The following is a 24,874-nucleotide window of genomic DNA, read 5'->3' as shown; positions in this document are numbered from 1 at the left end:
TGCCCGTTCGCAGGGGTGCAACATGAAATCGATGCTGCAACGCAAAACGCGGAGCGCCTGCTCCCTCTCCCCGTTCTGCACGGGGAGAGGGGCGGGGTGAGGGGCGAGGCAATGGCCTAACAGCGTGGGGAATCGTGCGGGTGCGACCCGTCAGTAAGTGAGGGATGAGAGGACAACGAACCGCCCCTCACCCGCGCGTAAGAGCGCGCGACCTCTCCCCGCGCAGAGCGGGGAGAGGTTATCCCAGATCAGCTCGCGGCAGCAACCGCTGCCGGCATGTCGCGCGCGCGCTTCATGACGATCTTGTTCAGCCCGCCGAGATAGGCCTTGGCCGAAGCGACCAGCGTATCCGGATCGGCGGCGCGCGAGGTCATGGAGCGGCCTTCATGGGCCAGACGCACCGACACTTCCGCCTGCGCGTCGGTGCCTTCGGTGACGGCATGGACCTGATACAGTTCCAGCTTGGCCTCGTGCGGCACCAGCGCCTTGATGCAGTTGAACACCGCATCGACCGGGCCATTGCCCTCGGCCTCCTCGATCTTCACCACGCCGTCGATGTTCAGCTTCATCGTCGCGCGCTGCGGACCGTGGGTGCCAGCGATCACCGTCAGCGACACCAGCTTGATGCGGTCGTGGGCGGCAGTCATTTCCTGATCGACCAGCGCTTCCAGATCCTCGTCGTAGATGTCCTTCTTGCGATCGGCCAGGGCCTTGAAGCGCACGAAGGCGTCTTCCAGCTGGTTCTGACCCAGCTTATAGCCCATCTCCTCCAGCTTGTGGATGAAGGCATGGCGGCCGGAATGCTTGCCCATCACCAGCGAGGTCTGCTTCACGCCCACCGTCTCCGGCAGCATGATCTCGTAGGTCTGCGCGTTCTTCAACATGCCGTCCTGATGGATGCCGCTCTCATGCGCGAAGGCGTTACGGCCGACGATCGCCTTGTTGTACTGCACCGGAAACGAGGTCGCAGCCGAGACTTCCTTCGACGCGCGCATCAGCATCGTGGTGTCGATGTTGTTCCAGTACGGCAATTTGTCATTGCGCACCTTCATCGCCATCACGATCTCTTCCAGCGCAGCATTGCCGGCACGCTCGCCGATGCCATTGATGGTGCATTCGACCTGCCGCGCGCCGCCGCGGATGCCGGCCATCGAATTGGCGACGGCCATGCCGAGGTCATTGTGGCAGTGAACCGAGAAGATCGCCTTGTCGGAATTCGGCACGTTCTCGCGCACGCGCTTGAACAGGTCGTAATATTCCTCGGGCACCGAATAGCCGACGGTGTCGGGGATATTGATGGTGGTCGCGCCGGCCTTGATCGCCGACTCGACGCAGCGGCACAGGAAATCGAATTCGGTGCGGGTGCCGTCTTCCGACGACCATTCGACGTCATCGGTATGGTTGCGGGCACGGGTCACCGACGAGATCACCAGATCATGGACGGCATCCGGCTCCATCTGCAGCTTGTACTTCATGTGCACCGGCGAGGTGGACAGGAAGGAATGGATGCGGCCGCGCTTGGCGGGACGGATCGCCTCGGCGCAGCGGTCGATGTCCTTCTGGCCGGCGCGGGACAGGCCGCAGACCACGGCATTCTTGGTGCGCTTGGCAATCTCGTTGACGGCTTCGAAGTCGCCGTCGGAAGCGATCGGGAAGCCGGCCTCAATGACGTCGACACCCATGGTGTCGAGCATCGCGGCGATCTCCAGCTTTTCCTCGAAGGTCATGGTGGCGCCGGGACACTGCTCGCCGTCGCGCAAGGTGGTGTCGAAAATGATGACGCGGTCCTTGTCGGACTTGTCCTGAACGGACGGGGTGGTCGAAGTCATGAGATATTCCTTAGGTCGGGGCGCATCTGTCTGGGCGCCAGAGGGAGCTGATGGTTCTGAATGTCATGATCCCCTGAGTACCCAGGCCAAACGGCCCAGACGGCGCTCAGGGGCAGATAAGCAGAAGCAGCCCGCCAAGAAGGAGGTTCGAGCGCAGCGCAGCCGGAATCGCGTCGGGACCAGCGGCAACAGCCACTCCCCCGGAAACTCCAACCATGTCGCTGCGAATCAGCATTGCCACACCTTCAGGCCCAGATCCTCGGCCAAAACCAGTTTCAAGGAAAACCCTTGATGGTTCGTTGCCGACGAGGCCTAAGGTCGTTCTAGACGACAAATGCGGGGCCCTGCAACGGCTAAGAGGGTCAGGAAGACTGACCTAAATCCTCCTGGGAGAAGCTCGGGCGCGTGGCCGACTGGCCTAGCCAGAACATCGCCAACTGGACGTTTTCGCAGCCATCCTTTTGCCCTAAGACCGAACGGCAATTGCGAGGACAGGACGATGACTTTCGCTAGGGGATTATCCGCTTTCCCGATCACGCCGATGAATACGAATGGCAGGGTCGATACGCCCGCGCTACGGCGGCTGGTGGCGCCGCTGGCGACCGCCAAGGTCGATTCCATCGGGCTCCTGGGCAGCACCGGATCGTATCCGTTTCTCAGCCGTGACGAGCGTCGGCGTGCCACTGAAGCCGCCATTGCGGAGGTGAACGGCCGTGTCCCCGTGCTGGTCGGCATCGGCGCACTGCGTACCGACGAGACGATCGAACTCGCCCGCGACGCCAAGGCGGCCGGCGCAGCCGCCGGCCTGCTCGCGCCGGTGTCCTACACGCCGCTCACCGAGGACGAGGTGTTCGAGCACTTCAAAGTGGTTGCCGGCGAGAGCAAACTGCCGATCGTCATCTACGACAATTTCGCCACCACGCATTTCAAGTTCACGCCCGACCTGGTCGGCCGCATCGCACGTATTCCCGGCGTCGTCGCCGTCAAGGGCACCTCGCCCGAAGCCAGCCTCGCCGCGGATCACCTGAAGCAAATGCGTGCCGCTGTGCCATCAGGCTTCTCCGTCGGCTATGCCGGTGACTGGAATTCGATGGAGACGCTGCTGGCCGGCGGCGATGCCTGGTATTGCGTGGCGGCGGGCCTGTTTCCAAAGAGTTGTCTGGCCATCACCCGCGCAGCGCAGGCCGGCAATGCCGACGAAGCGCGCCGCCTCAACGGCGCGATGCAGCCGCTGTGGGATCTGTTCAAGCAGTTTTCCAGCCTGCGCGTGATGTATGCGGCTGCGGAGCAGATGGGGCTGACGGATGCGAAGCCACCGCGCCCGGTGCTGCCATTGAATGACGCGGCGCAGGACAAGGTCGCCGCGGTGTTGAAGGAATTGAAGTTGAGTTAAACTAGCCCGCCGTAGCTGTCGTCCCCGCGAAGGCGGGGACCCATAGCCACGGTCGAACTAATCAAAACGGCAAAGTCGCAACGACAACGTACGAACGGCCTCTTCGGCGTGTATGGATCCCCGCCTTCGCGGGGATGACAGCCAGAAAATATCACGTTTTCTTCGCCACCTTCTTCTTGGCCACCTTCTTCTTCGCGACCTTCTTCACCACAGGCTTGCCTTCCCGCGGCGGCCCTTCCTTCTCCAGCGCCTCGCGGATCAGCGTAAAGTCCTTCTTCGCCTCGCCGTCCACGGTCGGAAAGTGCAGGTCCAGTTTCTCCAGCGCGTTGACGATGGCCGAGCCGATCACTACACGCGAGAACCATTTGCGATCCGCCGGCACCACATGCCATGGCGCTTCCTCGCAGGACGTATGCTTGATCAGGTCCTCATAGGCCTCCTGATACTTGTCCCACAACGCGCGCTCGGCGATATCGGCCGATGAGAACTTCCAGTTCTTGGCCGGCTGCTCGAGACGATCGAGGAAGCGCTCGCGCTGCTCTTCCTTGGAGACGTTGAGAAAGAACTTCAGCACCACGGTGCCGTTGCGCGCCAGATACTTTTCGAAGGCGGTGATGTCCTCGAAGCGCTCGCGCCAGATATCTTTTGTCACCAGCTCCGCCGGGATCTTCTGCTTGGCTAGAATCTCCGGATGCACGCGCACCACGAGACATTCCTCGTAGTAAGAGCGATTGAAGATGCCGATGCGGCCGCGCTGTGGCAGCGCGATGGTGTGACGCCACATGAAATCATGATCGAGCTCGTTCGACGACGGCGTCTTGAACGAATGCACCTCGCAGCCCTGCGGATTGATGCCGTCGAACACGCTCTCGATGGCGCTGTCCTTGCCGGCGGCGTCCATGCCCTGGAAGATCAGCAGCAGCGACCAGCGATCCTGCGCATAGAGCTTCTCCTGCAGCTCCTGCAGCCGGCGGCGGTTGGCCTCGATGATCTTCTTGCCGGTTTCCTTGTGCAGCCCGCCGCTGCCATTGGTGTCATGCGCCTTGAGGTGGAAAGCTTTCGAACCGTCGACCCGATACGGCTCGATATAGGACTTCAACGCGGACACAACTGGCTTGGCAGACATGAGATCGGCAACTCCGGGACACGGGGATTGCAAGCGTAGCGTGCCGATCCCGGCAATACCAGCAGATCACGTCGCTGGCATCAGCTGCGCTGTCATAAACGCTGTCACAAACAGCGGCATCGTCGGGGTGAAGTCAGCTTCGCTGCGCACCAGACGAATTCCGCTCAGCTCAGGCGACGCCTGACCGGCAAGATTGGCTTCGATGGTGCTGCGCAGCGTCTCACCCGGCTGATCCGCATCCAGAAGACGCATCATCGCCACCGAGAAATCCGTCACGACGCAGGACCAACCAGCGTCGGCCCGGTAATCGGCTTCCGTCAGACCGAGCTCTTCCTCGACTTCACGGGTCACACTGCCCGCGATATCGACGACGTCGCCGCGCAGGTCGTCCAGATCAGGCGTGCCCGCCGCAAAATAGATGCGTCCGGCATTGGATGTATGCTGCCCCATCTCGCCGAGCACGAAGGCGCCGTCGCTGGCACGCAGCGCACCCATGCCAAATCCGTTGAACACATCCGGATCGGGACAGCGCCAATCCCGCCACGCCAGAAAGCTCGCAAAATCGGTCTCGAAATAGTCCGCGCTAAATTGGTTGCCAGTGAACTGCGCATTGCGCGCCAGCAACACGCGCCCATTGAACAGTTGCGGCTTCTCGGCGCGCTTGCTTGCGAAGTGAGCGTCGATCTCCTCACGCCGCTCACGCGCGAATGGCCACTGCCAATCGCTGCGTGTGAGGTCGAGTTGCGTGACGCGGTGAATGACCGGCGTCATCATGCGCAGAACCTACTTCGCATTCGTCCCCGTCGTCTTGGCGAACTGCTCGACATATTTATTCGTGTAGGTCTTGCTGACATCGATATTGGCCTTGGCCACCTCGGGCGAGCCCTCGCTGAACACGGCGAGCACGGCAGCCGCGCCCTTCGGATCCATCAGCCCCGTCTCCGAATACATCGGGAGCGTGTTTTTGAGCGCCGCGAGATAGAGCTCCTTGTCCTTGCCGACGATACCTTCCGGCATCTTCGCCATGATCTTTTCCGGCGTATGACTGTGGATCCACTTCAGCGTGTTCATGATCGCGTTGGTCAGCCCCTGCACTTCCTTCTCGTGTCCCTTGACCCATGCGGTCGTCGAATACAGCGCGCCACCGGGATATTCGCCGGAGAACACCGCCAGCGTGTCCTTCTGCGTCCGGGTATCGCTGAGAATCGTGAGGTCTTTGTGGCTGCCTTGCAGCACGGTGACGGCAGGGTCGAGCATGACGGCGGCTTCGATCTGCCCCTGCTCCATCGCCGCCACCGCGGTCGCGCCGAGGCCCACGCCGATCACGGCGGTGCCAGCCGGATCGAGACCGTTTTTCTTGAGCTGATACTTCAGGAAGAAGTCTGTCGACGAGCCCGGCGCGCTGACGCCGACTTTCTTGCCGGCGAGATCCTTGATCGACGTGATCTTGCCGGTGTGCTTCGGCGACACCACCAGCACGAGACCGGGATAGCGGTCGTAGACGACGAAGGATTGCAGCTCCTGCTTCTTGGCGGCGAGATTGACGCAATGATCGAAATAGCCGGAGACCACATCGGCGCTGCCGCCGAGCACCGCCTTCAGTGCATCGGAGCCGCCCTTGAGATCGACCAGTTCGACCGCGAGACCCGCCTTCTCGTATTCGCCGAGCTGCTTGGCCAGCACGGTCGGCAGATAGCACAGGCACGCCCCGCCGCCGATGGCGATGGTCACTTTGGTTTGCGCTGCAGCGGGATGAACGAGAAACAGCGACAAAAGGCTCGCAAGGAAAAGACGTGTGGGGAATAAACGGCTCAAGCCGGTTTTTATGTTTGTTGTCATTATTTCCTCCGCTGCTATCAGGCGCGGAGGATAGAGGAGCCTCCGCCGGTTGGAAAGCCGGCACTGGTCAACGCACATTCCGCGACATAGCATCCGCGCGGCAAATCATTGTCATCCAGGGGGAACGTTCATGAAGCGCATCACTGCGACACTCTCGATCACCGCAGCCTTCGCCGCCGGTTGTCTCATCACGCATCTCGTGCCCGAGGGCATCACGCCGGCACAGGCTGCGGAAAACATCACCGCCCAGGTCATCCACGTCCCCGAACTCGTCGGCGACGCACTCGGCCCGGCCTCGCCCACCGGCTTCCGCTCCAAGATGTTCATGCAGGCCGATGGCGCCACCATCTCGGTGCAGGACGGCAATGTGGTAAAGCACATGCATCCCAACACCAACGAGATCCAGTACATCCTCGAAGGCACCGGCACCGTCTGGCTCGGCGACAAGGAAGTTCAGGTCAAGGCCGGCGACCTCATCATCATCCCGAAGGGTACGCCCCATGGCGGCACCAAGCCGGACGGCAAGCCGTTCCGCGCCATCGCCATCAAGACCCCGCCACAGGCGCCGGACGACACCAAGCCGCTGCCGTAAGCCACGGGCTAACCTCGCCCCGCTTGCGGGGCGGGGGAATCGTCTCAGCTCCGCCCGTCGCTCGCCACCGGCTTCCACACCAGCAAGCGCTTCTCGACCATCGTCACGAGAATATCGATGGCGATCACAAAGGCCGATAGCACAAACATGCCCGCGAACACGCCGGCCACATCGAACGTACCCTCCGCCTGCTGGATGACATAGCCAAGCCCCGCCGCGGAGCCGAGATATTCGCCGACCACGGCGCCGACGACGGCAAAGCCCACTGCGGTATGCAGCGACGAGAACATCCATGACAGCGCCGACGGCCAGAACACATGGCGCATCAACTGCCGCTCGCTCATGCCCAGCATGCGGCCATTGGCGAGCACCGTGGGCGAGACTTCCTTGACGCCCTGATAGACGTTGAAGAATACGATGAAGAACACCAGCGTGACGCCGAGCGCGACTTTTGACCAGATGCCGAGCCCGAGCCACAGCGCGAAGATCGGCGCCAGCACCACGCGCGGCAGCGCATTGGCCATCTTCACATAAGGATCGAAGATCGCTGCGAGACGCGGCTGGCGCGCAAACCAGAAGCCGATCAGCACGCCCAGCGTCGAGCCGATCACAAAGGCCAGCACGGATTCCAGCAGTGTGATGCCGAGATGCTTCCAGATAATGCCGCTAGCGAACCAGCTATAGATCTGGCTGCCGACATCCCAGGGGTTGGAGAAGAAAAACGGCGGCAGCAGGATGCGGCCGAACACCGGCACGGTGGTGAGCAGGTGCCACAGCCCGATGACGACCACGGCGACGAGCACCTGACACAGCAGCAGCACGGGACGCGTCATGACGCGGCTCCCATACCAGCGGACTGCGCGTAGCCCTTCATCACTTCGTCCTTCAGTACGCTCCAGATCTCGCGATGAAGCGCGTGAAACTCCTTGTCGAGCCGCACTTCGAAAATATCGCGCGGCCGCGGCAACGGCACTTTCCAGTCGCCGATGATGCGCGAACCAGGCCCCGCCGACATGATGACGACGCGGTCCGCCAGCGCGATCGCCTCTTCGAGATCGTGGGTGACGAACAGCACCGCCTTGCGATCCCTGCTCCACAGATCCAGCAACAGGTTGCCCATCACCTGCCGGGTCTGCGCGTCAAGCGGCCCGAACGGCTCATCCATCAGCAGGATTTTCGGATTGCGGATCAGCACCTGCGCAAGACCGACGCGCTTGCGCTGGCCGCCCGACAGCATATGCGGATAGCGCCCCGAAAACGCACCGAGACCGACCGAGGTCAACCACTCCTGCGCCCGCGCCAACGCCGCGTCGCGTGCTATGCCCGCGATCTCCAGTCCGATGGCGACATTGTCGAGGGCGGTCTTCCAGGGAAACAGCGCATCGGCCTGAAACAGGTAGCCCGCCTGTGCGTTCAGTCCGCCCAGCGGCTGACCGAAAATCCGGACAGCACCGGAGGCTGGCGCCAGCAGACCGGCAGCGACATTGAGCAGTGTAGATTTGCCACAGCCGGTCGGCCCGACGATGGCAACGAACTCGCCATCCGCGACCCGGAGCGTCGCCTTCTCTACCGCCGTATAGACGCGGTTGTCGGCAATACCGAACGCCACCGTCGCGTCATCAAGCGCCACCGCCATCGATGCCGCGGCCTCACCTGCCTGCACGCGCGTCCCCCAGAGTGTTTTTGTTCCGGGACTGGCTTAGCGCTGCAGGGCAGACAATTCAACGTCTGGGCCGAGCTTGGTGGGTTGCCACGGCTGTGATAGTCCGGGACATGACCTCCGCTGCCCCCCTGATCGCCTTTCAGCATGTCAGCAAGAGCTTCGACGGCGGTGCCATCAAAGCCGTCGACAACGTCTCGCTCGATGTTGCCGAGGGCGAGTTCCTCGCGGTCGTCGGCGGCTCCGGCTCTGGCAAGACCACGCTGATGCGGCTGGCCAACCGGCTGATCGCACCGGACACGGGACACATCACCATCGCCGGCGAGGACGTCGCGCAGGTCGATCCCATCGAACTGCGCCGGCGCATCGGCTACGTGTTCCAGAGCGGCGGGTTGTTTCCGCATATGAGCATAGCCGACAATATCGGCATCACGCCCAGACTGCTGGGCACTCCCGCCAGGGACATCGCGGATCGCGTCGATGAATTGCTCGATCTCGTGCGCCTTGACCGCAAGCAGCATCGCGACCGCTTCCCGCACGAACTCTCCGGCGGTCAGCGCCAGCGCGTCGGTGTCGCGCGGGCGCTGGCTGCGAAGCCGCGCATCGTGCTGATGGATGAACCGTTCGGCGCGCTCGATCCGCTGACCCGCGATGCGCTTGGCGACGACTACCGCGCGCTACATTGCAGCCTCGGCCTCACCACCATCATGATCACCCATGACATGACGGAGGCGATCCTGCTCGCGGACCGGATCGCGGTGATGCAGTCCGGCAAACTGCTCGCGGAGGGCACGCCCACTGATTTGTCCGAAAGCACCGATCCCTATGTCGGCGAGTTGCTGGGTACGCCGCGCCGGCAGGCGAAACGACTTCAGATGCTGCTGCCGAAGGATGGCGCGGCGCCCCAAGGCGGCGCGACATGAGCCTGTTCACCGATCCGCGCTGGAGCGACGCGCTCGGGCATCTGCCGGACTATCTCGGCAGCCACGTGCGCGTCAGCCTCGCCGCGCTGGCGCTCGGCCTCGTCATCAGCCTGCCGCTGGCCATCATCGCGCGGCACCGGCCCGTGATGCGCAGCGCGCTGCTCGGTGCGGCCAGCATCGTGCAGACAGTGCCGGGCCTGGCACTGCTGGCTTTGTTCTATCCCCTATTGCTCGCGCTTGCGGCGCTGTCGCTGCAATATCTCGGCGTCAGCTTCTCGGCCTTCGGCTTCCTGCCGGCCGTGCTGGCGCTGGCGCTGTATTCGATGCTGCCGGTATTGCGTAACACCATCACGGGATTGAACGGCGTCGATCCCGCGCTCACCGAAGCCGCGCAAGGCGTCGGCATGACACCGCGGCAATCGCTGACCATGGTCGAATTGCCGCTGGCATTGCCAGTCATCATGGCCGGCATCCGCACCTCGGCGGTGTGGGTCATCGGCACCGCGACGCTGTCCACGCCGATCGGCCAGACCAGTCTCGGCAACTACATTTTTGCAGGATTGCAGACGCAGAACTGGGTGCTGGTGATCTTCGGCTGCGTCGCCGCTGCAATCCTCGCGCTGGCCGTCGATCAATTGCTGGCGCTGATCGAGACCGGCATCCGCCGGCGCAGCCGCATCCGCACTGCCATCGGCGTGCTCGGTATCGCTGCGCTGGTGCTCGTCACACTCGCGCCGTCATTCGCCCGCTCCGGCACACGCATCGTGGTCGGCGCCAAGACTTTCACCGAACAATATGTGCTGGCCGCGCTGATGTCGCAGCGCCTGCAGGCGGCCAGCCTGCCCGCCACGACGCGGCAGGGTCTCGGCTCCAGCGTGATCTACGATGCGCTGGCCTCCGGCGATATCGATGTCTACATCGATTATTCCGGCACGCTGTGGGCCAACCAGTTTCACCGCAGCGAGATCCTGCCGCGCGAACAGTTGCTGACCGAGCTGAAGACGACGCTGGCCAAACAAGGCATCACGCTGTTCGGCGAACTCGGTTTCGCCAATGCCTATGCGCTGGTGATGCCGCGTACGAAGGCGGAGATGCTGGGGATCAAGACCGCAGCCGATCTCGCGGCGCTGAGCAGTAATATGACCATCGCCGGCGACTACGAATTCTTCTCGCGGCCGGAATGGTCGGGGCTGAAGGCAGCCTATGGCCTGTCGTTCAAGGCCCAGCGCACCATGCAGCCCGATTTCATGTATGCCGCCGTCGCCTCCGGCGAGGTCGATGTCATCGCCGGCTACACCAGCGACGGGCTGATCGCGAAATACGATCTCGTGGTGCTGGACGATCCCAAACATGCGATCCCGCCCTATGACGCGATCATGCTGCTGGCGCCGAAGCACGCGGGTGACGAGAAGCTGCGCAGCGCATTGGAGCCACTGCTCGGCAAGATCGATCTGCCGCTTATGCGCGAGGCAAACCTGCGCGCGGCAGGCAATGATGCGACGAGTTCGCCGGAGAGTGTGGCCCGGTGGATGTGGGAAAAGATCGGGAAGAAGTGACACTTCTCTTCCCCTCTCCCCTTTGCGAAGCTTCGCTTCGCGGGGGAGAGGAGAAGAAAGAGCGACTACAAATTCTTGATCATCCCCGCGTCGATCAGCAGCCGATTGAACCGCCGCGCTTCCGCGCCGTCCTTGCAGGCATAGAACATACCCTTGCAGCGAAGCATGATCTTCTTTTGCTCCTCGAAGGACGGGTCCAGCGGAATGCCCGCGGCCTCCTGAATGACCAGCGGCAGATACGGCCCGTCGATCGTGTCCATCACCGTCGCGCTCTTCACCGGTTCGAAATTGATCGCGTCGATGGCGTAGTAGGTCGCGTAGTAGCGCGGGTCGTAGCTCTGCAGCTTCTTGCCGAGGCCCGCTTCATCCATGTTGGGATCGAGAATGCCCGGCGCGAATTCCGGCTGATGATCGCCATAGCGTACGATCAGGAACGGCTGCGCTGGAAACTGCTTCTTCAGCTTCGCGACGAACGCGCTATAATGATCGACGCTCATCGCTTGCCGGCGCAGATATTCATCAACCACCGGCACATTGCCGGGCGCACGCCAGCCCGGCGTCATGTCTGGGCGAAATTTGGTCTCCCACGGAAAGTGATTGGCGGCGAGATAGACGAACATGAACAGCGGATTGGTCGGCGGCTGCTCGGCCATCAGGCGCGCCGCTGAATCGTAGAAGAAGCTGTCGGGCTCGACGCCCTTGGCACCAAGATCCTTGGCGTCATAGAAGCGCTCGACGCCGGTGGTGGTCTGGAAGCTGCGCGCGCTCATGAAGGCGCCGAAGGCCGGATAGAGCGAGATAGTGCTGTAGCCACAGCGGCGCAGCGCCAGTGGCAATCCGCGCTCGACGCGGCCCGAAGCGATCCGCGTGACGAAATAGGAGAACGGCCCGAACGAGCGCGACGAGAGTCCGGCCAATACGTTGTATTCGGTGAACCAGCTCGGCCCGCCATTGCTCTCGGCGAGAAATTTGCGTGCCTTGCCATCCCATGAATTGAAGTGGCTGCCATAGCCTTTCGGCGTCTTCACGCCGGCGGCCTGACGGATGTCGAAGGACGACTCGTCATGCACCATGATGATGTGCGGACGACGTCCCGCCGGATGGCAGGAATCCTCCAGCGGCAACTTCAGCCGCTCGGTGATGACCGCGTCGGACTCCATGAAACCGTAGCTGCTGAAGTCCGACACCGCGGTAACGCCGGAGCGCGCGAATTTCGACAGATAGCCGTCATCGTAATAGCCGCGCCAGGCTTCATCCGGCCAGGCCAACGCATATCCCGTCAATGCGGCGAGGCAAGCCGTCAGCGCGGCGAGCGCCGGCAGCCGTCGAATGCGGAACGGATCGAGCCACCACAGCGCATACATCAGCGGCAGCACCACCACGGCAGCGCCGATGGCGGACCAGCGCAGGTTCGGAAAGATCGTGAACAGGAAGGCTGCGGTATCGCGGTCGATCACCATCAGGTCGACGAAGTTCGCGGTCATCTGCACCACGTCGTGCTTCAGCCGCGACAGCAGCACGAGGATGACGACCAGGGTCAGCGACAGCGCCCCCGACAGCGCGGGGCGGCGCAAGAGCGCGATCCAGAAGAAGTTGAGGATGGCCCAGGCCAGCACGAAGCCGATCCGACCCACCAGATCGGTCTCGGTCTGGACCATCACCAGCAGCGCGCCGAAATGCGACGCAGCCACGGCCAACAGCCGCCACACGCTGGTCGGCGCGGCCACAGCAGTTGACGAGACGCTGGGTACTGGATTGAGCGGAGGCGCCATGGCGGCACGCAACACCACCGGCGAGGCCTCGGGCCTGGGCTGGCGACGGCCAGAGGGCGCATGTCGCAGCCGGAAACTGCGATATGTCATTAATTTGTAATGTAATCGTCATGAACGGGCAATGACCTTGGCCCGAACGGGATCGACGGAACCAGCAGACTGCCCTCACTGCTGCAGCCGGCCGGGTCAGAGATCCTTGATCAGCCCCGCATCGATCAGCCAGCGATTGAAACGGCTGGCTTCATCGCCGCCCTTGCAGCCATAGAACACGCCCTTGCAGCGAAGCATGATCTTCTTCTGCTCGACAAAGGATGGATCGAGCGGCACCCGCGCGGCTTCTTGCACCATCAACGGCAGATAGGCAGCATCCAGCACCGGCAGCGCCGATGACAGTTCGGGCCGGTAGTTCAGCGCGTCGATGGCGTAATAGGTCGTATAGTATCTGACATCATGCGTCATGATCCGGTCGGCGCGCCTCGGCTGGGCCAGATCAGGCTCCAGCAGTTTCTGCGCGATTGCCGGCTGGTGATCGCCGAACCGCACCAGAAGGAACGGCTCGGCCGGATGATCCTTCTGCAGCTGCGCGACGAAGGCCTTGTAGTCCGCAGCCGTCATCGCCTGACGGCGGATATACTCATCCACCTCCGCCGTATTGCCCGGCGCCTGCCAGCCGGCCGGCGTCAGGTCGTCGCGATAGGTCGTGGTCCACGGGAAGTGATTGGCGGTGAGATAGACCAGCACGAAGACCGGCTGGTCGGTCTTGCTCTCGCGCGCGATGAGGTCCCTGGCCTGATCGAAATAGAACCTGTCGGGCTGCATGTCTTCGCTGACACCCATCGCCGCCATGTCGATGAAGCCGTCGATGCCTGCGCCCTCTTGGAAGCTGCGCGCGCTGAGGAAATTTCCGTAGGTCGGATACAGCGAGAAGGTCTTGTAGCCGCAGCGCTGCAGCGCCTGCGGCAGGCCGCGCGAGATCTTTCCGGCAGCGATACGCGTCACATAGAATTTCAGCGCACCGAAAGAGCGCGCAGACAGTCCGGTGAAGATATTGAACTCGGTGTACCACGTCGGCCCGCCGCTGGACTCGGTGATCAGCGCGCGCTGCTGGCCATCGGCAGACTTGAAGTAATCATGATAGCCCGCCGGCACCTTGATGCCGGGGGCCGCGGACACGTCGAAGGACGACTCGTCGAGCACCATCACGATATTCGGCCGCTTCACGCCCGGCTCGCAGGTGGTCATCGGCGACGCCTGCGCGGAGCTGACGAGGCTCTTGGAATCCGCCTCGATCCAGCCGGTCGCGGTCAGATGCGAGACCGAAACCACGCCCGAACGCGCCAGATTGGAAATGTGATTGACGCCCTGGAACGGCTCCCATGGCTTTTCGGGATTGGCTGCCGACAGACCGACGATTCCGACCATGCAGACGCCCGCGCAGGCCAGAGCCGTGCGGCGGCGCAGTCGGAACGGATCGGCGCGCCAGATCAGCCAAAGGATCGGCAGCGCGACGGCGGCGGCGATCAGCAGCCAGGTCCGCAGCTGCGGGAAGATCGAATGCAGGAAGGAGATCGTATCACGATCGATGATCAGGAAATCGAGAAAGGTCAGCGTGAGCTGCGTGATGCCGAATTTGAACTGCGACAGCACGATCAGCGCCGTGACCAGCAGCAGCGACAGCACCGCGCTGACGCCGGGCCGCTTGAACAGCGCGAGGAACAGGAAATTCAGCAAACCCCAGGTGAACAGCGCCAGCGTGGTGGCGAACGGGCCGTATTCGACCGAGGCGAGAACATAGATCGCGAGCGTATGGATCGCAGCGATCAGCGCCGTGCGCAGCGGCCAGTGCCGAACATACTGCCAGGCCGCCGCCATTCGCTCCCTGAAGCGGCGGCCGGCTTGCGCCGGGGAGACTGAGATCGGCGACGGCAGCATGACTTGCCTGCGAACACCCGGCAAGAAAACTACCTTGTCTGGCAACGGCCAGCCGGCTCACACCGCGACCGGACCCTGCGGAATGTCACAAAATCGTAATACAGGCGTCATGAACGGACAATGAACCTTTCGACGCAGGCGGTGCCGGTCCGGGCGCCGCCTGCCGTCGTCATCCCTCGCCTCTACCGCACTGCGGTCGGCGTCTCGCCCTTGATGATCTCGCCGAAGCGCTGCCAGCGCTCGCCCTTGAAGCTCATCATCTGGAACTGGTCGATGGGCGAGAAGTCGGTCAGGCTGGTATTGACGGTCACGCCCGGCAGCAGTCCGTCGAGCTGCACGTTCTTCAGGTTGGCGGCCTGCTTCATCAGGTTCTCATGGGTGAGATCGTCGCCGCACTGCTTCAGCGCCTCGACCATGGTCTGGGCGATGCTGTAGCCGGACAGCACGGTGCTCTCCATCGGCTTGCCTTCCGGAATGTACTTCTCGACATAGGCGTAGAACTTCTGCATGCCCGGATCGTCCTTCCACTGCGGATCGGTCGGATCCTTGGCGAAGGTCGCGGACAAAACGTCCTGCGCATTCTCGAAGCCTGCCGGACGGATCACGCTGCCCACCGACGAACTCGCATTCGGCACGATGTGCAGCGGCTTCCAGCCGAGCTCGGCGACTTTCTTGATCGACTGTGCGGCGAATTTTCCGACAGCAAAGGAGAACAGCGTATCGACGCCGGCGGCCTTCAGCTTGACGATCTGCGAGTCGATGGTCGGCTCGGAAACCTCGTAGCTCGCTTCAGCCACGATCCTTGACGCCGCCTTGTCGCCGAAACCTTCCTTCAGTCCCTTCAGATAGTCCTTGCCGAAATCGTCGTTCTGATAGAGCACGCCGATCTTGGCATCCGGCTTCTCCTTCAGAAGATACTTCGCATAGGCCGCAGCTTCGGCGTGGTAGCTCGGCAGCCAACCCATGGTCCATGGAAACTGCTTCGGATCGTTCCAGCGGGTGGCGCCGGTCGCGAGAAACAGTTGCGGCGTCTTCTTGGCATTGACGTATTTCTGGATCGCGGCATTCGCGGCGGTGCCGACATTGCCGACGATCGCCATCACCTCGTCGCTCTCGACCAGCTTGCGGGTCTGCTCCACGGTCTTCGGCGGCGAATAGGCGTCGTCATAGGAGATGAAGACGATCTTGCGGCCGTTGATGCCGCCCTCGTCATTGATCTTCTTGAAATAGGCGGCATAGGACTTCCCGAGAATGCCGTAAGCAGACGCCGGGCCGCTATAGGGCACGGTGTTGCCGATCTTGATTTCGGTATCGCTGGCGCCGGGGCCATACTTCTTCTGCGCCAGCGCCGGGCTTGCGACCATCGCGACGGCGACCGCCCAAGCGGCCATCGAAGTTGCAGTCATGGCAGTTGTCTTCATACGCATCATACGTCCTTCTTTTGCGTTTCCAGTGCGTGCGGTGGTGCCGCTACGGCCGTTGCCGTATTCGATCCGAGCCTTCCCGTTGGTCGGGATTGTCGAGCGGCTCGTCAGGTGCGTGTGTTGTTCGTGAACCTCAGTCCTTGCGGTCGGTGTCGGAATGATCGAGGTCGGTCGCGGCCTGATCAGCCAGCGCCTGAATGTCGGCGGCAGCGATCTGCACATGGCTATGGACGAGCGCGGTGACAGCGACTTCGTCACGCGCTGCTATGGCGGCGACGAATGCGCGGTGATCGTCGAGCGAGCGCTGGCGTAGCGCCGCCGACTCGAAATAACGGCGACGCCCGCGCGTGCTCATCAGCATCAAAGGCGTAATCGTGCGCACGAGAATGCGGTTCTGGCTCGCGGCAGCCACGGCAAGATGAAACTCAACGTCTTCGTCGGCCATGTTGCGGCCGTTGGCGGCCAGCGCCGCATAGGTGTCCAGCAGTCCGTGCAGCTTTGAGAGATCGGCATCGGTGCGGCGCTGGCAAGCGAGCCGGAACGCCTGCTCCTCGCAGATGATCCGCGCCTCGATAGCATCGCGCGTCACCTGCGCATCGAACGTGACACCCAGATCGGCCTGCAGCACCAGTGCATCGAGGCCGCTGTCCTCCAGCGTATTGCGCAGATAGATGCCGGATTTGGGCTTCCGCTCGGTGATGCGCATGGCATCGAGCACCGCCAGTGCCTCGCGAACCGAACTGCGCGTCACCCCGAACCGCTCAGACAGGTCCCGCTCGGACGGCAGCCGGTCGCCCTTCGACAGCCGGTGGTGCCGAACGAATTGGAGCGTTTTCCGAACGGCGTCGGACGTATCAGTGCTGACCGCAGCGAGCATGGACTGACCCTACCAATCTGGTAGTACCAGTTAGCCAATTTTAGCCGCCCTGTCGAGGCGACAAATGGCCCCGCTATTTGGGCCGTAATCCCAACTGCTTCGCCATAATGCCGTCCAGCCAGCGCCGCGGCAGCCAACCGGCGATCCAAGTCTGAACCGGCTGCGGCGATGCCACCACGCGCACTTTCGGGTTGGGCCTGGTCAACGCCTGATGAACCAGCTCGCCGATCGTCTCCGGCGGCAGCCCGTTCTTCGCCAGCTTCATCAGCATCTCGCGCAGCTTCGTTAGCGCCGGCAGAAACGGCGACGCATCGAAGCGCGCCATATCGATGGCGTCGGCCTTGTCCCAGATCGGCGTGCGCACGGCCCCCGGCGCGATCACCAGCACGTCGATGCCGAACAGCATGAATTCGCGCCGCAGGCTCTCGGCCAATCCTTCCAGTGCGAATTTCGACGCGCTATAGGGCGACAGCAGTGGATTGCCGAACTGTCCGGACACCGAACTCATCATCACGATGCGCCCGGGCGCGCCCGTCATTGCCGGATCGGCGCCGAGCAGCGGCGCGAAGGCCTTGGTGACGATCACCGGCCCCATCACATTGATCTCGATCTGCTGGCGAAACTCGTCCACCGCCAGATCGAGCAGCGCGCCCGGCACCGCAACGCCGGCATTGTTGACGAGCCCTGCAAGCGTCTCGCCGTTCAGCGCGGCGCGAACTTGGACAGCGGCGGCCAACACAGCGGCCTCATCGGTCACATCGAACAGCAGCGGGATGAAGTTCGTGCCGAACTCGACTTGCAAGCGCTCGGCATCGGCCTGCCTGCGGACACTGCCGAATACGCGAAAACCGCGCGCGAGTAGAAGCTTCGCCGTGGCGTGGCCGATGCCCGTGGAGACGCCGGTGATAACAATAGCATTCATGCGGTGACCTGCTCGACATGGTGCGAAGGTTGTCTCAGTACCCAGAAAATGGAAGAAAGTGGGCGCAATATGATATCACTCATCTATTGGCTTCCGTCATCCAATCTCAAGGGCTCGACATGCTTCCTGTTTTTGCCTCAACCCCGGCCAACCACACGAAGCAGAGCAAAGGACTCAATATGACCATGCGGCGAGCAATCGGCGTCGCCGTGTTGCTCGCCGCAATGGCAACGAGTGCGGAAGCGCAGATTGCACCGACAACTGGCCCCGAAGCCATGACCGCGAGTCCGGCCATGCGCGCATGGCGGCAGCACACAACCGCGCGGATCATGCGAACGGCAAAGCGGCTTGCCGAGGCGGGACTTCGCGGACGTGTGGTCGTCTGTCTTGCGGTGAACCGCAGTGGTCGGGTGGTCGAGGCTACCGTCTTAAGGAGTTCTGGAAACACCGAACTTGACGGTGCAGCTCTCGCCGTTGTGCGGATGGCCGGCCCATTCGCGCCACTGCCATCGATATACCCTAAAGCGGTTCTGGCGGTCGGCGTGCCGATAGCCTATTCGGGCCCGTCCTCCCATGGCGGCAGAGCCGCGCGCCTGCATGGCACGTGAACTCCCGGATAGCATGTGGCAAATACCTGGCGCGGACTTTGCGGGCTGGCCATTTCGGTGAGCTCATCACGCATTGTACATTTCAAAAGAAACGGGACCGCGTTGCCGCGGTCCCATCATAGCTGCGCCTAAGCGAAGCGCTTAGTTCTTGGTCTTGTCGACCAGCGCCTTTTCCTTGATCCACGGCATCATGTCGCGGAGCTTGGCGCCCACTTCCTCGATCGGATGCGCGTTGTTGCGCTGACGGGTCGCCTTGAACGAGGCCTGGTTGACCTTGTTTTCCAGCATCCAGTCGCGGGCGAACTTGCCGGACTGAATGTCGGTCAGCACGCGCTTCATCTCGGCCTTGGTCTCCGAGGTGACGATGCGCGGGCCGGTGACGTATTCGCCGTATTCGGCGGTGTTGGAGATCGAGTAATTCATGTTGGCGATGCCGCCTTCATAGATCAGGTCGACGATCAGCTTCAGTTCGTGCAGGCACTCGAAGTAAGCCATTTCCGGCGCGTAGCCGGCTTCCACCAGCGTCTCGAAGCCGGCGCGGATCAATTCGACGGTGCCGCCGCAGAGAACGGCCTGTTCGCCGAACAGATCGGTTTCGCACTCTTCCTTGAACGAGGTCTCGATGATGCCGGCGCGGCCACCACCCACTGCCGAAGCGTAGCTCAGGCCGAGGTCATGGGCGTTGCCCGAAACGTCCTTGTGAACCGCGATCAGGCAGGGCACGCCGCCGCCGCGCTGATATTCCGAACGCACGGTGTGGCCTGGACCCTTCGGTGCGATCATCAGCACGTCGAGATCTTCACGCGGATCAAGCAGGTTGAAGTGCACGTTGAGGCCGTGCGCGAAGACGAGCGCTGCGCCCTTCTTCATGTTGTCATGCATGTGGTCGCGATAGATGTCGCCCTGCAATTCGTCGGGGGTCAGCATCATCATCAGGTCGGCCCACTTGGCGGCCTCGGCGACTTCCATCACCTTGAAGCCGGCGGCTTCCGCCTTCTTCGCGGTGGCCGAGCCCTTGCGCAGCGCAATGACCACGTCCTTGACGCCAGAGTCCTTGAGGTTCAGCGCATGGGCATGGCCCTGGCTGCCATAGCCGACGATGCAGACCTTCTTGCCCTTGATCAGGTTCAGGTCGGCGTCGCGATCGTAATAAACTCGCATGGGTATTTCCTCTCTTCAGCAACTATATTTCAAAGCTGCCCGTTCGAACCGGTCTCAAGCCGAATGGCCGAAGACCATGAATTGCCGCCGGTTTCTAGGGCGACGGGTGCCGCGAGACAAGCCCGCGGCGGTGATTTTACGCTGCGCGTCGGGCTCATAGCTCGACCAGCACCGGATACAGGGAGGCCAGCAGCAGCAGCCCCATGACGATATTGAACGCCCGGACCGCGCCAGGCGATTTTACCAGCGATTGCAGCGAGGTGCCGCACAGCACCCAAGTGACGCAGGAGACGAACCCGAGCAGCAGCGACAGGGCGACCTGCAGCAGGATGTTCCAGGGATAGTTCGCAATCGCCGCATAGGCGGTGATGGTGCCGATCACCATCACCCAGCCCTTGACGTTGACCCATTGAAACAGCGCTGCGCCGAAAAACGTCATCGGCCGGCGCCGCTCGGCGTCACCGGGGCTCGGCGGACCGGACATCCCGATCGCAAAGGCGAGATAGACGAGATACGCCGCGCCGGCATATTTCAGGACGGTGTGCAGCACCGGATAGGAGGTGAAGACCGCCCCCAATCCGAGGCCCGTGACGGCGACCATGAAAGCAAAGCCGACGGTGACGCCGAAGACATGCGGCAGCGTACGACGAAAGCCAAAATTAAGCCCCGACGCGAGCAGCATGATGTTGTTCGGGCCTGGCGTGAAGAACATCACGATGGCGAACACGATGAAGGCGAACAAGAGTTGCTGCGACATGACCTCAGACCACCTCGACAAGCGTGGGTGGGCGCTTCGACAGCAGCATCACGGCGATGCCGCAGACGACGACGATCATACCGGCGAGCCGCAGTGATCCAAACTGCTCGCCGAACGTGACGCTCGACGCAGCCGCCCCGATGAAGGGCACCAGCAGCGCGAATGGCACGACCTGCGCCGCGGAATAGTCACGCAGCAGCCGGCCCCAGATCCAGTAGCCCAGCGTGGTGCCGACCAGCGCGAGGAACAGCACGCAGGCGAAGGCCTTCAGCGAGACATGCGTGAGCGACTGCCACGTCGTGCTCGCGCCATCGACACCGAACAGCACCACCAGCAGCGGCAGCAGCGCGACAAGACTGATCCAGGCGAACAGGTCGAGCATCGGCACGCCCTGCGCGCGCCGCAGCAGCAGATTGGAGAACGCAAAGCTCACCGGCGCGGTCATCAGCACCATGAAAGGAAACACGCTGAAGTCATAGCCGACCGTGAAGCAGATCATCAGCAGTCCGCCCATGGCGATGGCGATACCCGCGACCTGCTGCCGGGTCGGCAATTCCCGCAGGAACAGCGCTGCGGCGCCCACCGTGAACAACGCCTGGCTCTGCACGATCACCGAGGTCAACCCCGCCGGCACGCCATGCGCCATGCCATAGGTCTGCGCCAGGAATTGCGCCACCAAGAGCCAGCTGGTGGCGACGATCAGCAGCCATGATAGCTTCGGCTTCGGCAGGAACAGGCACGGCAGTGCCGTGATGCCGAAGCGCAGCGTGGTGAGCAGCGTCGACGACATTTCGTCGACCGCCATCCGGGTCAGCACGAAGCCGACGCCCCAGATCACGGCCACTGCGACGGCCAACGCGATGTCGAGAGGTTTCATGACTGCGATGCGTGGAGGCTACATCCCCTCCGGTCCGCGGCTGATGGCGGCAACGCCGGTGCGCGAGATCTCGACGAGGCCAAGCGGCCGCATCAGGTCGATAAACTGGTTGATCTTGCCGGTATTGCCGGTGATCTCGAACACGAAGCTCTCGATGGTGGCGTCGATGACGCGCGCGCGGAACGCTTCGGCCAAACGTAACGCTTCGACGCGATGCTCGCCGGTGCCGCGCAACTTCACCATGGCAAGCTCACGCTCGATGGAGCGGCCGGTCAGCGTCATGTCGACCACGCGATGCACCGGGATCATGCGATCGAGCTGATGCTTGATCTGCGTGATCACCATCGGCGTGCCCGTGGTGACGATGGTGATGCGCGAGACATGCTTGTGGCTCTCGGTCTCCGACACCGTGAGACTTTCGATGTTGTAGCCGCGGCCGGAGAAAAGACCGATGACGCGCGCGAGCACGCCGGGCTCATTGGCGACGAGCACCGTCAGCGTATGCGTCTCGTTGGGATCGTGACGCTCTTCCATGAAATAGGCGGAGGCAGGCTGTTCCATTGTCGTTTCCTGTCGAAGTCTCGTTTGGCTTTCGCCACGATGTTACATCCCTCATGGTGAGGAGCGCGGCTTCGCGCGTCTCGAACCATGAGCTTGGACACTCATCCTTCGAGACGCCGCACAAGAGTGCGGCTCCTCAGGATGAGGGCCTGTGTTATCTGCATCACACCAGCGCCTTGCCGCCGGCGAAGGCCGCGGCGGTGGCTTCATCATTGGCTTCCAGCGGCAGCAGCATTTCGTTATGCGCCTTGCCGGACGGGATCATCGGGAAGCAGTTTTCCAGCGCGGCAACGCGGCAGTCGAACAGCACCGGCTTCTTCACCTTGATCATCTCCTGCAGCGCGCCGTCGAGATCGCCGGGCTTGCTGCACTGGAAGCCGACGCCGCCATAGGCTTCCGCCAGCTTGACGAAATCAGGCAGTGCTTCCGAGTACGAATGCGACAGCCGGTTGCCATGCAGCAGCTGCTGCCACTGGCGCACCATGCCCATATACTGATTGTTGAGGATGAAGATCTTGATCGGCAGTTCGTGCTGAACCGCGGCTGACATTTCCTGCATCGTCATCTGCACCGACGCGTCGCCACCGATATCGATGACCAGCGAATCCGGATGCGCGACCTGCACGCCGAGCGCCGCCGGCAGGCCGTAGCCCATAGTGCCGAGACCACCCGACGTCATCCAGCGATGCGGCTCTTCGAAGCCGAAGAACTGCGCCGCCCACATCTGATGCTGGCCGACTTCGGTGGTGATGTAGGTGTCGTGACCGCGCGTCGCCTCGAACAGCCGCTGGATCGCATATTGCGGCAGGATCACATCGTTATTCGTCTTATAGGCCAGCGAATTGCGCGCGCGCCAGGTGGCGATGGTCTTCCACCAGTCCTTGGTGTCAGGCTTCTTCGCCTCGGATTTGAACACCTGCAGGATGTCGCCCAGCACGTTGCCGCAATCGCCGATGATTGGGATATCGACGCGGATGTTCTTGTTGATCGACGACGGATCGATGTCGATATGGATCTTCTTCGAGTTCGGCGAGAACGCGTCCGTACGTCCGGTGATGCGGTCGTCGAAGCGCGCGCCGACGCACAGCATGACGTCACAGTCGTGCATCGCCATGTTCGCTTCGTAAGTGCCGTGCATGCCCAGCATGCCCAGCCAGTTCGGGCCGGAGGCCGGATAGGCGCCGAGGCCCATCAGCGTCGAGGTGATCGGGAAACCGGTGACCTCGACCAGCTCGCGCAGCAGCTTCGATGCCGCGAGACCCGAATTGATGACGCCGCCGCCGGAATAGATGATCGGCTTCTTGGCACCCGCCAGCAGCGACACCGCCTTGCGGATCGCATTGGCATCACCCTTCACGCGCGGCGAATAGGAGATATGGACGTCCGACTTGCGCGGCGGATGATAGGTGCCGGTGGCGAACTGCACATCCTTCGGCACGTCGACGACGACCGGGCCCGGACGGCCGGTGGTGGCGACGTAGAAGGCTTCATGCAGCACCTTGGCGAGATCGTTGACGTCGCGGACCAGCCAGTTGTGCTTGGTGCAGGGCCGCGTGATGCCGACGGTGTCGCATTCCTGGAACGCGTCGTTACCAATGAGATGCGTCGGGACCTGTCCGGTGATGCAGACCAGCGGGATCGAATCCATCAGCGCGTCGGCCAGCGGCGTCACCATATTGGTGGCGCCCGGACCCGAGGTCACCAGCACGACGCCCGGCAAACCCGTCGAGCGCGCATAGCCTTCGGCGGCATGACCGGCGCCCTGCTCGTGGCGGACCAGAATGTGCTCCACTTCGGACTGCTGGTAGATCTCGTCATAGATCGGCAGCACCGCACCACCGGGATAGCCGAAGATGTGCTTGACGCCATGATCAGCAAGCGCGCGCACGATCATCGCGGCGCCGGTCATCTGATTGGGATCGTGAGGCTTGCTGTCGCTCATGGTTCGCTCCGGATGCGCTCTGCGGCGCGGCTTGGTCTGGATGGTCGCTGGGTTCGGAAAGCTTGAAGTTCAGACAATAAAAAAGGGCCCGTTCAGGACCCTGTGCACACCGCTCGGTTCGTGGGTAGCCGTCAGCTACCCCCGGCGGTGCGCCAGGGTACCACGATAATAAGGAGATTCGTAACTTTGTTGCGCACAGGATCGGTCCGACTTTTCATAACTTGCGCGGAACATAGCCAGCAAACGGGGGATGTCAAGGGAAGTTGCTGTGATCGCGCTGATTTTGGAGCCTAGCCGGGTCTTTGGCGTTCGGCGAGCGGAAAAAACGGGCGGGCTGATATGCGCCGCCTCCTCAACCGTCATGCCCGGCGCATGCCGGGTATCCACGCCTTTGGCCGCAAGCGAAAACGTGGATGGCCAGGACATCTAGCGAAGCTCGCTTCGCTCTGCCCGGCCATGACGGCGTGTTGGTTTGCAGGCCTACGCCGCCTTCACCAGCGGCGTTGCACGTTCGATCCGCGCCATTTCCTGCGGCGAGTTCATCGCCTCCCACAAATCGCTGCGGCGCTGCACGTTCAGCCAGAAGTCCGGGCTGTTGCCGAAGACGCGCGCGAGAATGAGCGCGGTCGCCGCGGTCACGTTACGGCGATCGTTGCACAACTCGTTCACATGCTTGCGCTGGACACCCATCGCCTTTGCCAATGTCCCTTGTGTCAGGCCAAGCGGCTGCATGAATTCCTCGACCAGGATTTCACCGACAGTGGCCGGCTTGCGTTTGGTCATCAGCATGAGTCACCTCATCGATAGCTGTGATCGTCGAGATAAAGATCCGACGCTTCGCCGCGGCTGCTGTCCCAGCGGAAGATCAGCCGCCATTGGTTGTTGACGCGGATCGAGTGCAAGCCGCCAAGTTTGCCGCGCAGCTTTTCGAAATGATTGCTCGGCGGTACGCGCAGATCCTGATCGGTGGTCGCATCGTCGATCATCTGAAGCTTGCGAAACAGCCGGCTTTCAAGGTCCGCCGGAATGTTGCGAGAATGGACGTCGTCCACGAAGAAGGCCCGCAACCAATCATCGCGAAACCCGACGATCATTCAGAGCCTCCCAGATGAGCCATTGTACC

At 62.5% G+C, this 24,874-nt stretch carries 23 protein-coding genes; 5 read left to right on the top strand and 18 right to left on the bottom strand.

The window, feature by feature from the left end; genetic code table 11:
- Positions 1-248: 248 nt before the first annotated feature.
- Positions 249-1,829, bottom strand: coding sequence for a 2-isopropylmalate synthase (locus AB8B02_RS05740; RefSeq protein ID WP_439063370.1), 1,581 nt, complete (start codon positions 1,827-1,829; stop codon positions 249-251).
- Between the two features lie 499 nt (positions 1,830-2,328).
- On the opposite strand from AB8B02_RS05740, the gene AB8B02_RS05735 reads away from it, so the two are divergent.
- Positions 2,329-3,222 carry a dihydrodipicolinate synthase family protein gene (locus tag AB8B02_RS05735; protein ID WP_439063369.1) on the top strand — a complete coding sequence of 298 codons (894 nt, stop codon included), beginning with the start codon at positions 2,329-2,331 and terminating at the stop codon, positions 3,220-3,222.
- A 151-nt stretch (positions 3,223-3,373) separates the two neighbouring features.
- Here the strand turns inward: AB8B02_RS05735 and AB8B02_RS05730 are convergent, their stop codons facing one another.
- The 3 genes from AB8B02_RS05730 to AB8B02_RS05720 all read right to left on the bottom strand — a co-directional run bounded on the left by AB8B02_RS05730 (position 3,374) and on the right by AB8B02_RS05720 (position 6,187).
- Positions 3,374-4,348: a polyphosphate kinase 2 family protein gene (locus tag AB8B02_RS05730; RefSeq protein WP_309946510.1), complete on the bottom strand. Its 975-nt coding sequence runs from the start codon at positions 4,346-4,348 to the stop codon at positions 3,374-3,376.
- A 66-nt stretch (positions 4,349-4,414) separates the two neighbouring features.
- On the bottom strand, positions 4,415-5,122 hold the full coding sequence (locus AB8B02_RS05725; protein ID WP_439063368.1) for an NUDIX hydrolase: 708 nt from the start codon (positions 5,120-5,122) through the stop codon (positions 4,415-4,417).
- 9 nt (positions 5,123-5,131) lie between these two features.
- Positions 5,132-6,187 (bottom strand): ABC transporter substrate-binding protein, encoded by a 1,056-nt coding sequence (locus tag AB8B02_RS05720; RefSeq protein ID WP_439063367.1) that lies wholly within the window; start codon positions 6,185-6,187, stop codon positions 5,132-5,134.
- Positions 6,188-6,317: 130 nt separating this feature from the next.
- Between AB8B02_RS05720 and AB8B02_RS05715 the strand changes: the two genes are divergently transcribed.
- Complete coding sequence (locus AB8B02_RS05715) at positions 6,318-6,779, top strand: cupin domain-containing protein (RefSeq protein ID WP_068738428.1); 462 nt, start codon at positions 6,318-6,320, stop codon at positions 6,777-6,779.
- Positions 6,780-6,823: 44 nt separating this feature from the next.
- On the opposite strand, the gene AB8B02_RS05710 is transcribed toward AB8B02_RS05715, so the two are convergent.
- Together AB8B02_RS05710 and AB8B02_RS05705 are read right to left on the bottom strand one after the other, a co-directional pair.
- Positions 6,824-7,612 carry an ABC transporter permease gene (locus AB8B02_RS05710; RefSeq protein WP_439063366.1) on the bottom strand — a complete coding sequence of 263 codons (789 nt, stop codon included), beginning with the start codon at positions 7,610-7,612 and terminating at the stop codon, positions 6,824-6,826.
- A complete protein-coding gene (locus AB8B02_RS05705; protein ID WP_439064602.1) occupies positions 7,609-8,415 on the bottom strand; it encodes an ABC transporter ATP-binding protein in 807 nt (268 codons plus the stop codon). The genes AB8B02_RS05710 and AB8B02_RS05705 overlap by 4 nt, the downstream gene beginning before the upstream one ends.
- 137 nt (positions 8,416-8,552) lie before the next feature.
- Between AB8B02_RS05705 and AB8B02_RS05700 the strand changes: the two genes are divergently transcribed.
- Positions 8,553-9,362 carry an ATP-binding cassette domain-containing protein gene (locus tag AB8B02_RS05700; RefSeq protein WP_439063365.1) on the top strand — a complete coding sequence of 270 codons (810 nt, stop codon included), beginning with the start codon at positions 8,553-8,555 and terminating at the stop codon, positions 9,360-9,362.
- Complete coding sequence (locus tag AB8B02_RS05695) at positions 9,359-10,918, top strand: ABC transporter permease/substrate-binding protein (protein ID WP_439063364.1); 1,560 nt, start codon at positions 9,359-9,361, stop codon at positions 10,916-10,918. The genes AB8B02_RS05700 and AB8B02_RS05695 overlap by 4 nt, the downstream gene beginning before the upstream one ends.
- Positions 10,919-10,983: 65 nt before the next feature.
- Here AB8B02_RS05695 and AB8B02_RS05690 read toward each other — a convergent pair whose 3' ends face one another.
- The 5 genes from AB8B02_RS05690 to AB8B02_RS05670 all read right to left on the bottom strand — a co-directional run bounded on the left by AB8B02_RS05690 (position 10,984) and on the right by AB8B02_RS05670 (position 17,845).
- Positions 10,984-12,690, bottom strand: coding sequence for a sulfatase-like hydrolase/transferase (locus AB8B02_RS05690; protein WP_439064601.1), 1,707 nt, complete (start codon positions 12,688-12,690; stop codon positions 10,984-10,986).
- Between the two features lie 186 nt (positions 12,691-12,876).
- Complete coding sequence (locus AB8B02_RS05685) at positions 12,877-14,622, bottom strand: sulfatase-like hydrolase/transferase (protein WP_439063363.1); 1,746 nt, start codon at positions 14,620-14,622, stop codon at positions 12,877-12,879.
- 182 nt (positions 14,623-14,804) lie between these two features.
- Complete coding sequence (locus AB8B02_RS05680) at positions 14,805-16,028, bottom strand: ABC transporter substrate-binding protein (protein ID WP_439063362.1); 1,224 nt, start codon at positions 16,026-16,028, stop codon at positions 14,805-14,807.
- A gap of 151 nt (positions 16,029-16,179) precedes the next feature.
- On the bottom strand, positions 16,180-16,923 hold the full coding sequence (locus AB8B02_RS05675; protein WP_184514884.1) for a FadR/GntR family transcriptional regulator: 744 nt from the start codon (positions 16,921-16,923) through the stop codon (positions 16,180-16,182).
- A 73-nt stretch (positions 16,924-16,996) separates the two neighbouring features.
- A complete protein-coding gene (locus AB8B02_RS05670; protein ID WP_439063361.1) occupies positions 16,997-17,845 on the bottom strand; it encodes an SDR family NAD(P)-dependent oxidoreductase in 849 nt (282 codons plus the stop codon).
- Positions 17,846-17,964: 119 nt separating this feature from the next.
- Between AB8B02_RS05670 and AB8B02_RS05665 the strand changes: the two genes are divergently transcribed.
- Positions 17,965-18,453 (top strand): energy transducer TonB, encoded by a 489-nt coding sequence (locus AB8B02_RS05665; RefSeq protein WP_231077549.1) that lies wholly within the window; start codon positions 17,965-17,967, stop codon positions 18,451-18,453.
- Positions 18,454-18,594: 141 nt separating this feature from the next.
- Here the strand turns inward: AB8B02_RS05665 and ilvC are convergent, their stop codons facing one another.
- From ilvC to AB8B02_RS05630, 7 genes are all read right to left on the bottom strand, one after another.
- Complete coding sequence (gene ilvC / locus AB8B02_RS05660; protein ID WP_089267877.1) at positions 18,595-19,614, bottom strand: ketol-acid reductoisomerase; 1,020 nt, start codon at positions 19,612-19,614, stop codon at positions 18,595-18,597.
- Positions 19,615-19,768: 154 nt separating this feature from the next.
- Positions 19,769-20,371: a LysE family translocator gene (locus AB8B02_RS05655; protein WP_175365597.1), complete on the bottom strand. Its 603-nt coding sequence runs from the start codon at positions 20,369-20,371 to the stop codon at positions 19,769-19,771.
- 4 nt (positions 20,372-20,375) lie between these two features.
- The gene (locus AB8B02_RS05650; RefSeq protein ID WP_175365598.1) at positions 20,376-21,248 is read right to left on the bottom strand and encodes an EamA family transporter; all 873 of its coding nucleotides are present in this window, start codon (positions 21,246-21,248) and stop codon (positions 20,376-20,378) included.
- An 18-nt stretch (positions 21,249-21,266) separates the two neighbouring features.
- Positions 21,267-21,809: an acetolactate synthase small subunit gene (gene ilvN, locus AB8B02_RS05645; protein ID WP_068738461.1), complete on the bottom strand. Its 543-nt coding sequence runs from the start codon at positions 21,807-21,809 to the stop codon at positions 21,267-21,269.
- Between the two features lie 163 nt (positions 21,810-21,972).
- Positions 21,973-23,751 carry an acetolactate synthase 3 large subunit gene (locus AB8B02_RS05640; protein ID WP_175365599.1) on the bottom strand — a complete coding sequence of 593 codons (1,779 nt, stop codon included), beginning with the start codon at positions 23,749-23,751 and terminating at the stop codon, positions 21,973-21,975.
- A gap of 480 nt (positions 23,752-24,231) precedes the next feature.
- Complete coding sequence (locus AB8B02_RS05635) at positions 24,232-24,540, bottom strand: HigA family addiction module antitoxin (RefSeq protein WP_175365600.1); 309 nt, start codon at positions 24,538-24,540, stop codon at positions 24,232-24,234.
- Between the two features lie 8 nt (positions 24,541-24,548).
- Positions 24,549-24,845, bottom strand: coding sequence for a type II toxin-antitoxin system RelE/ParE family toxin (locus AB8B02_RS05630; protein ID WP_175365601.1), 297 nt, complete (start codon positions 24,843-24,845; stop codon positions 24,549-24,551).
- Positions 24,846-24,874 lie beyond the last annotated feature (29 nt).

The sequence above is a fragment of the Tardiphaga sp. 862_B3_N4_1 genome (assembly GCF_051811085.1).
Taxonomy (GTDB): domain Bacteria; phylum Pseudomonadota; class Alphaproteobacteria; order Rhizobiales; family Xanthobacteraceae; genus Tardiphaga; species Tardiphaga robiniae.
This window is presented reverse-complemented; position numbering and strand designations above follow the sequence as displayed.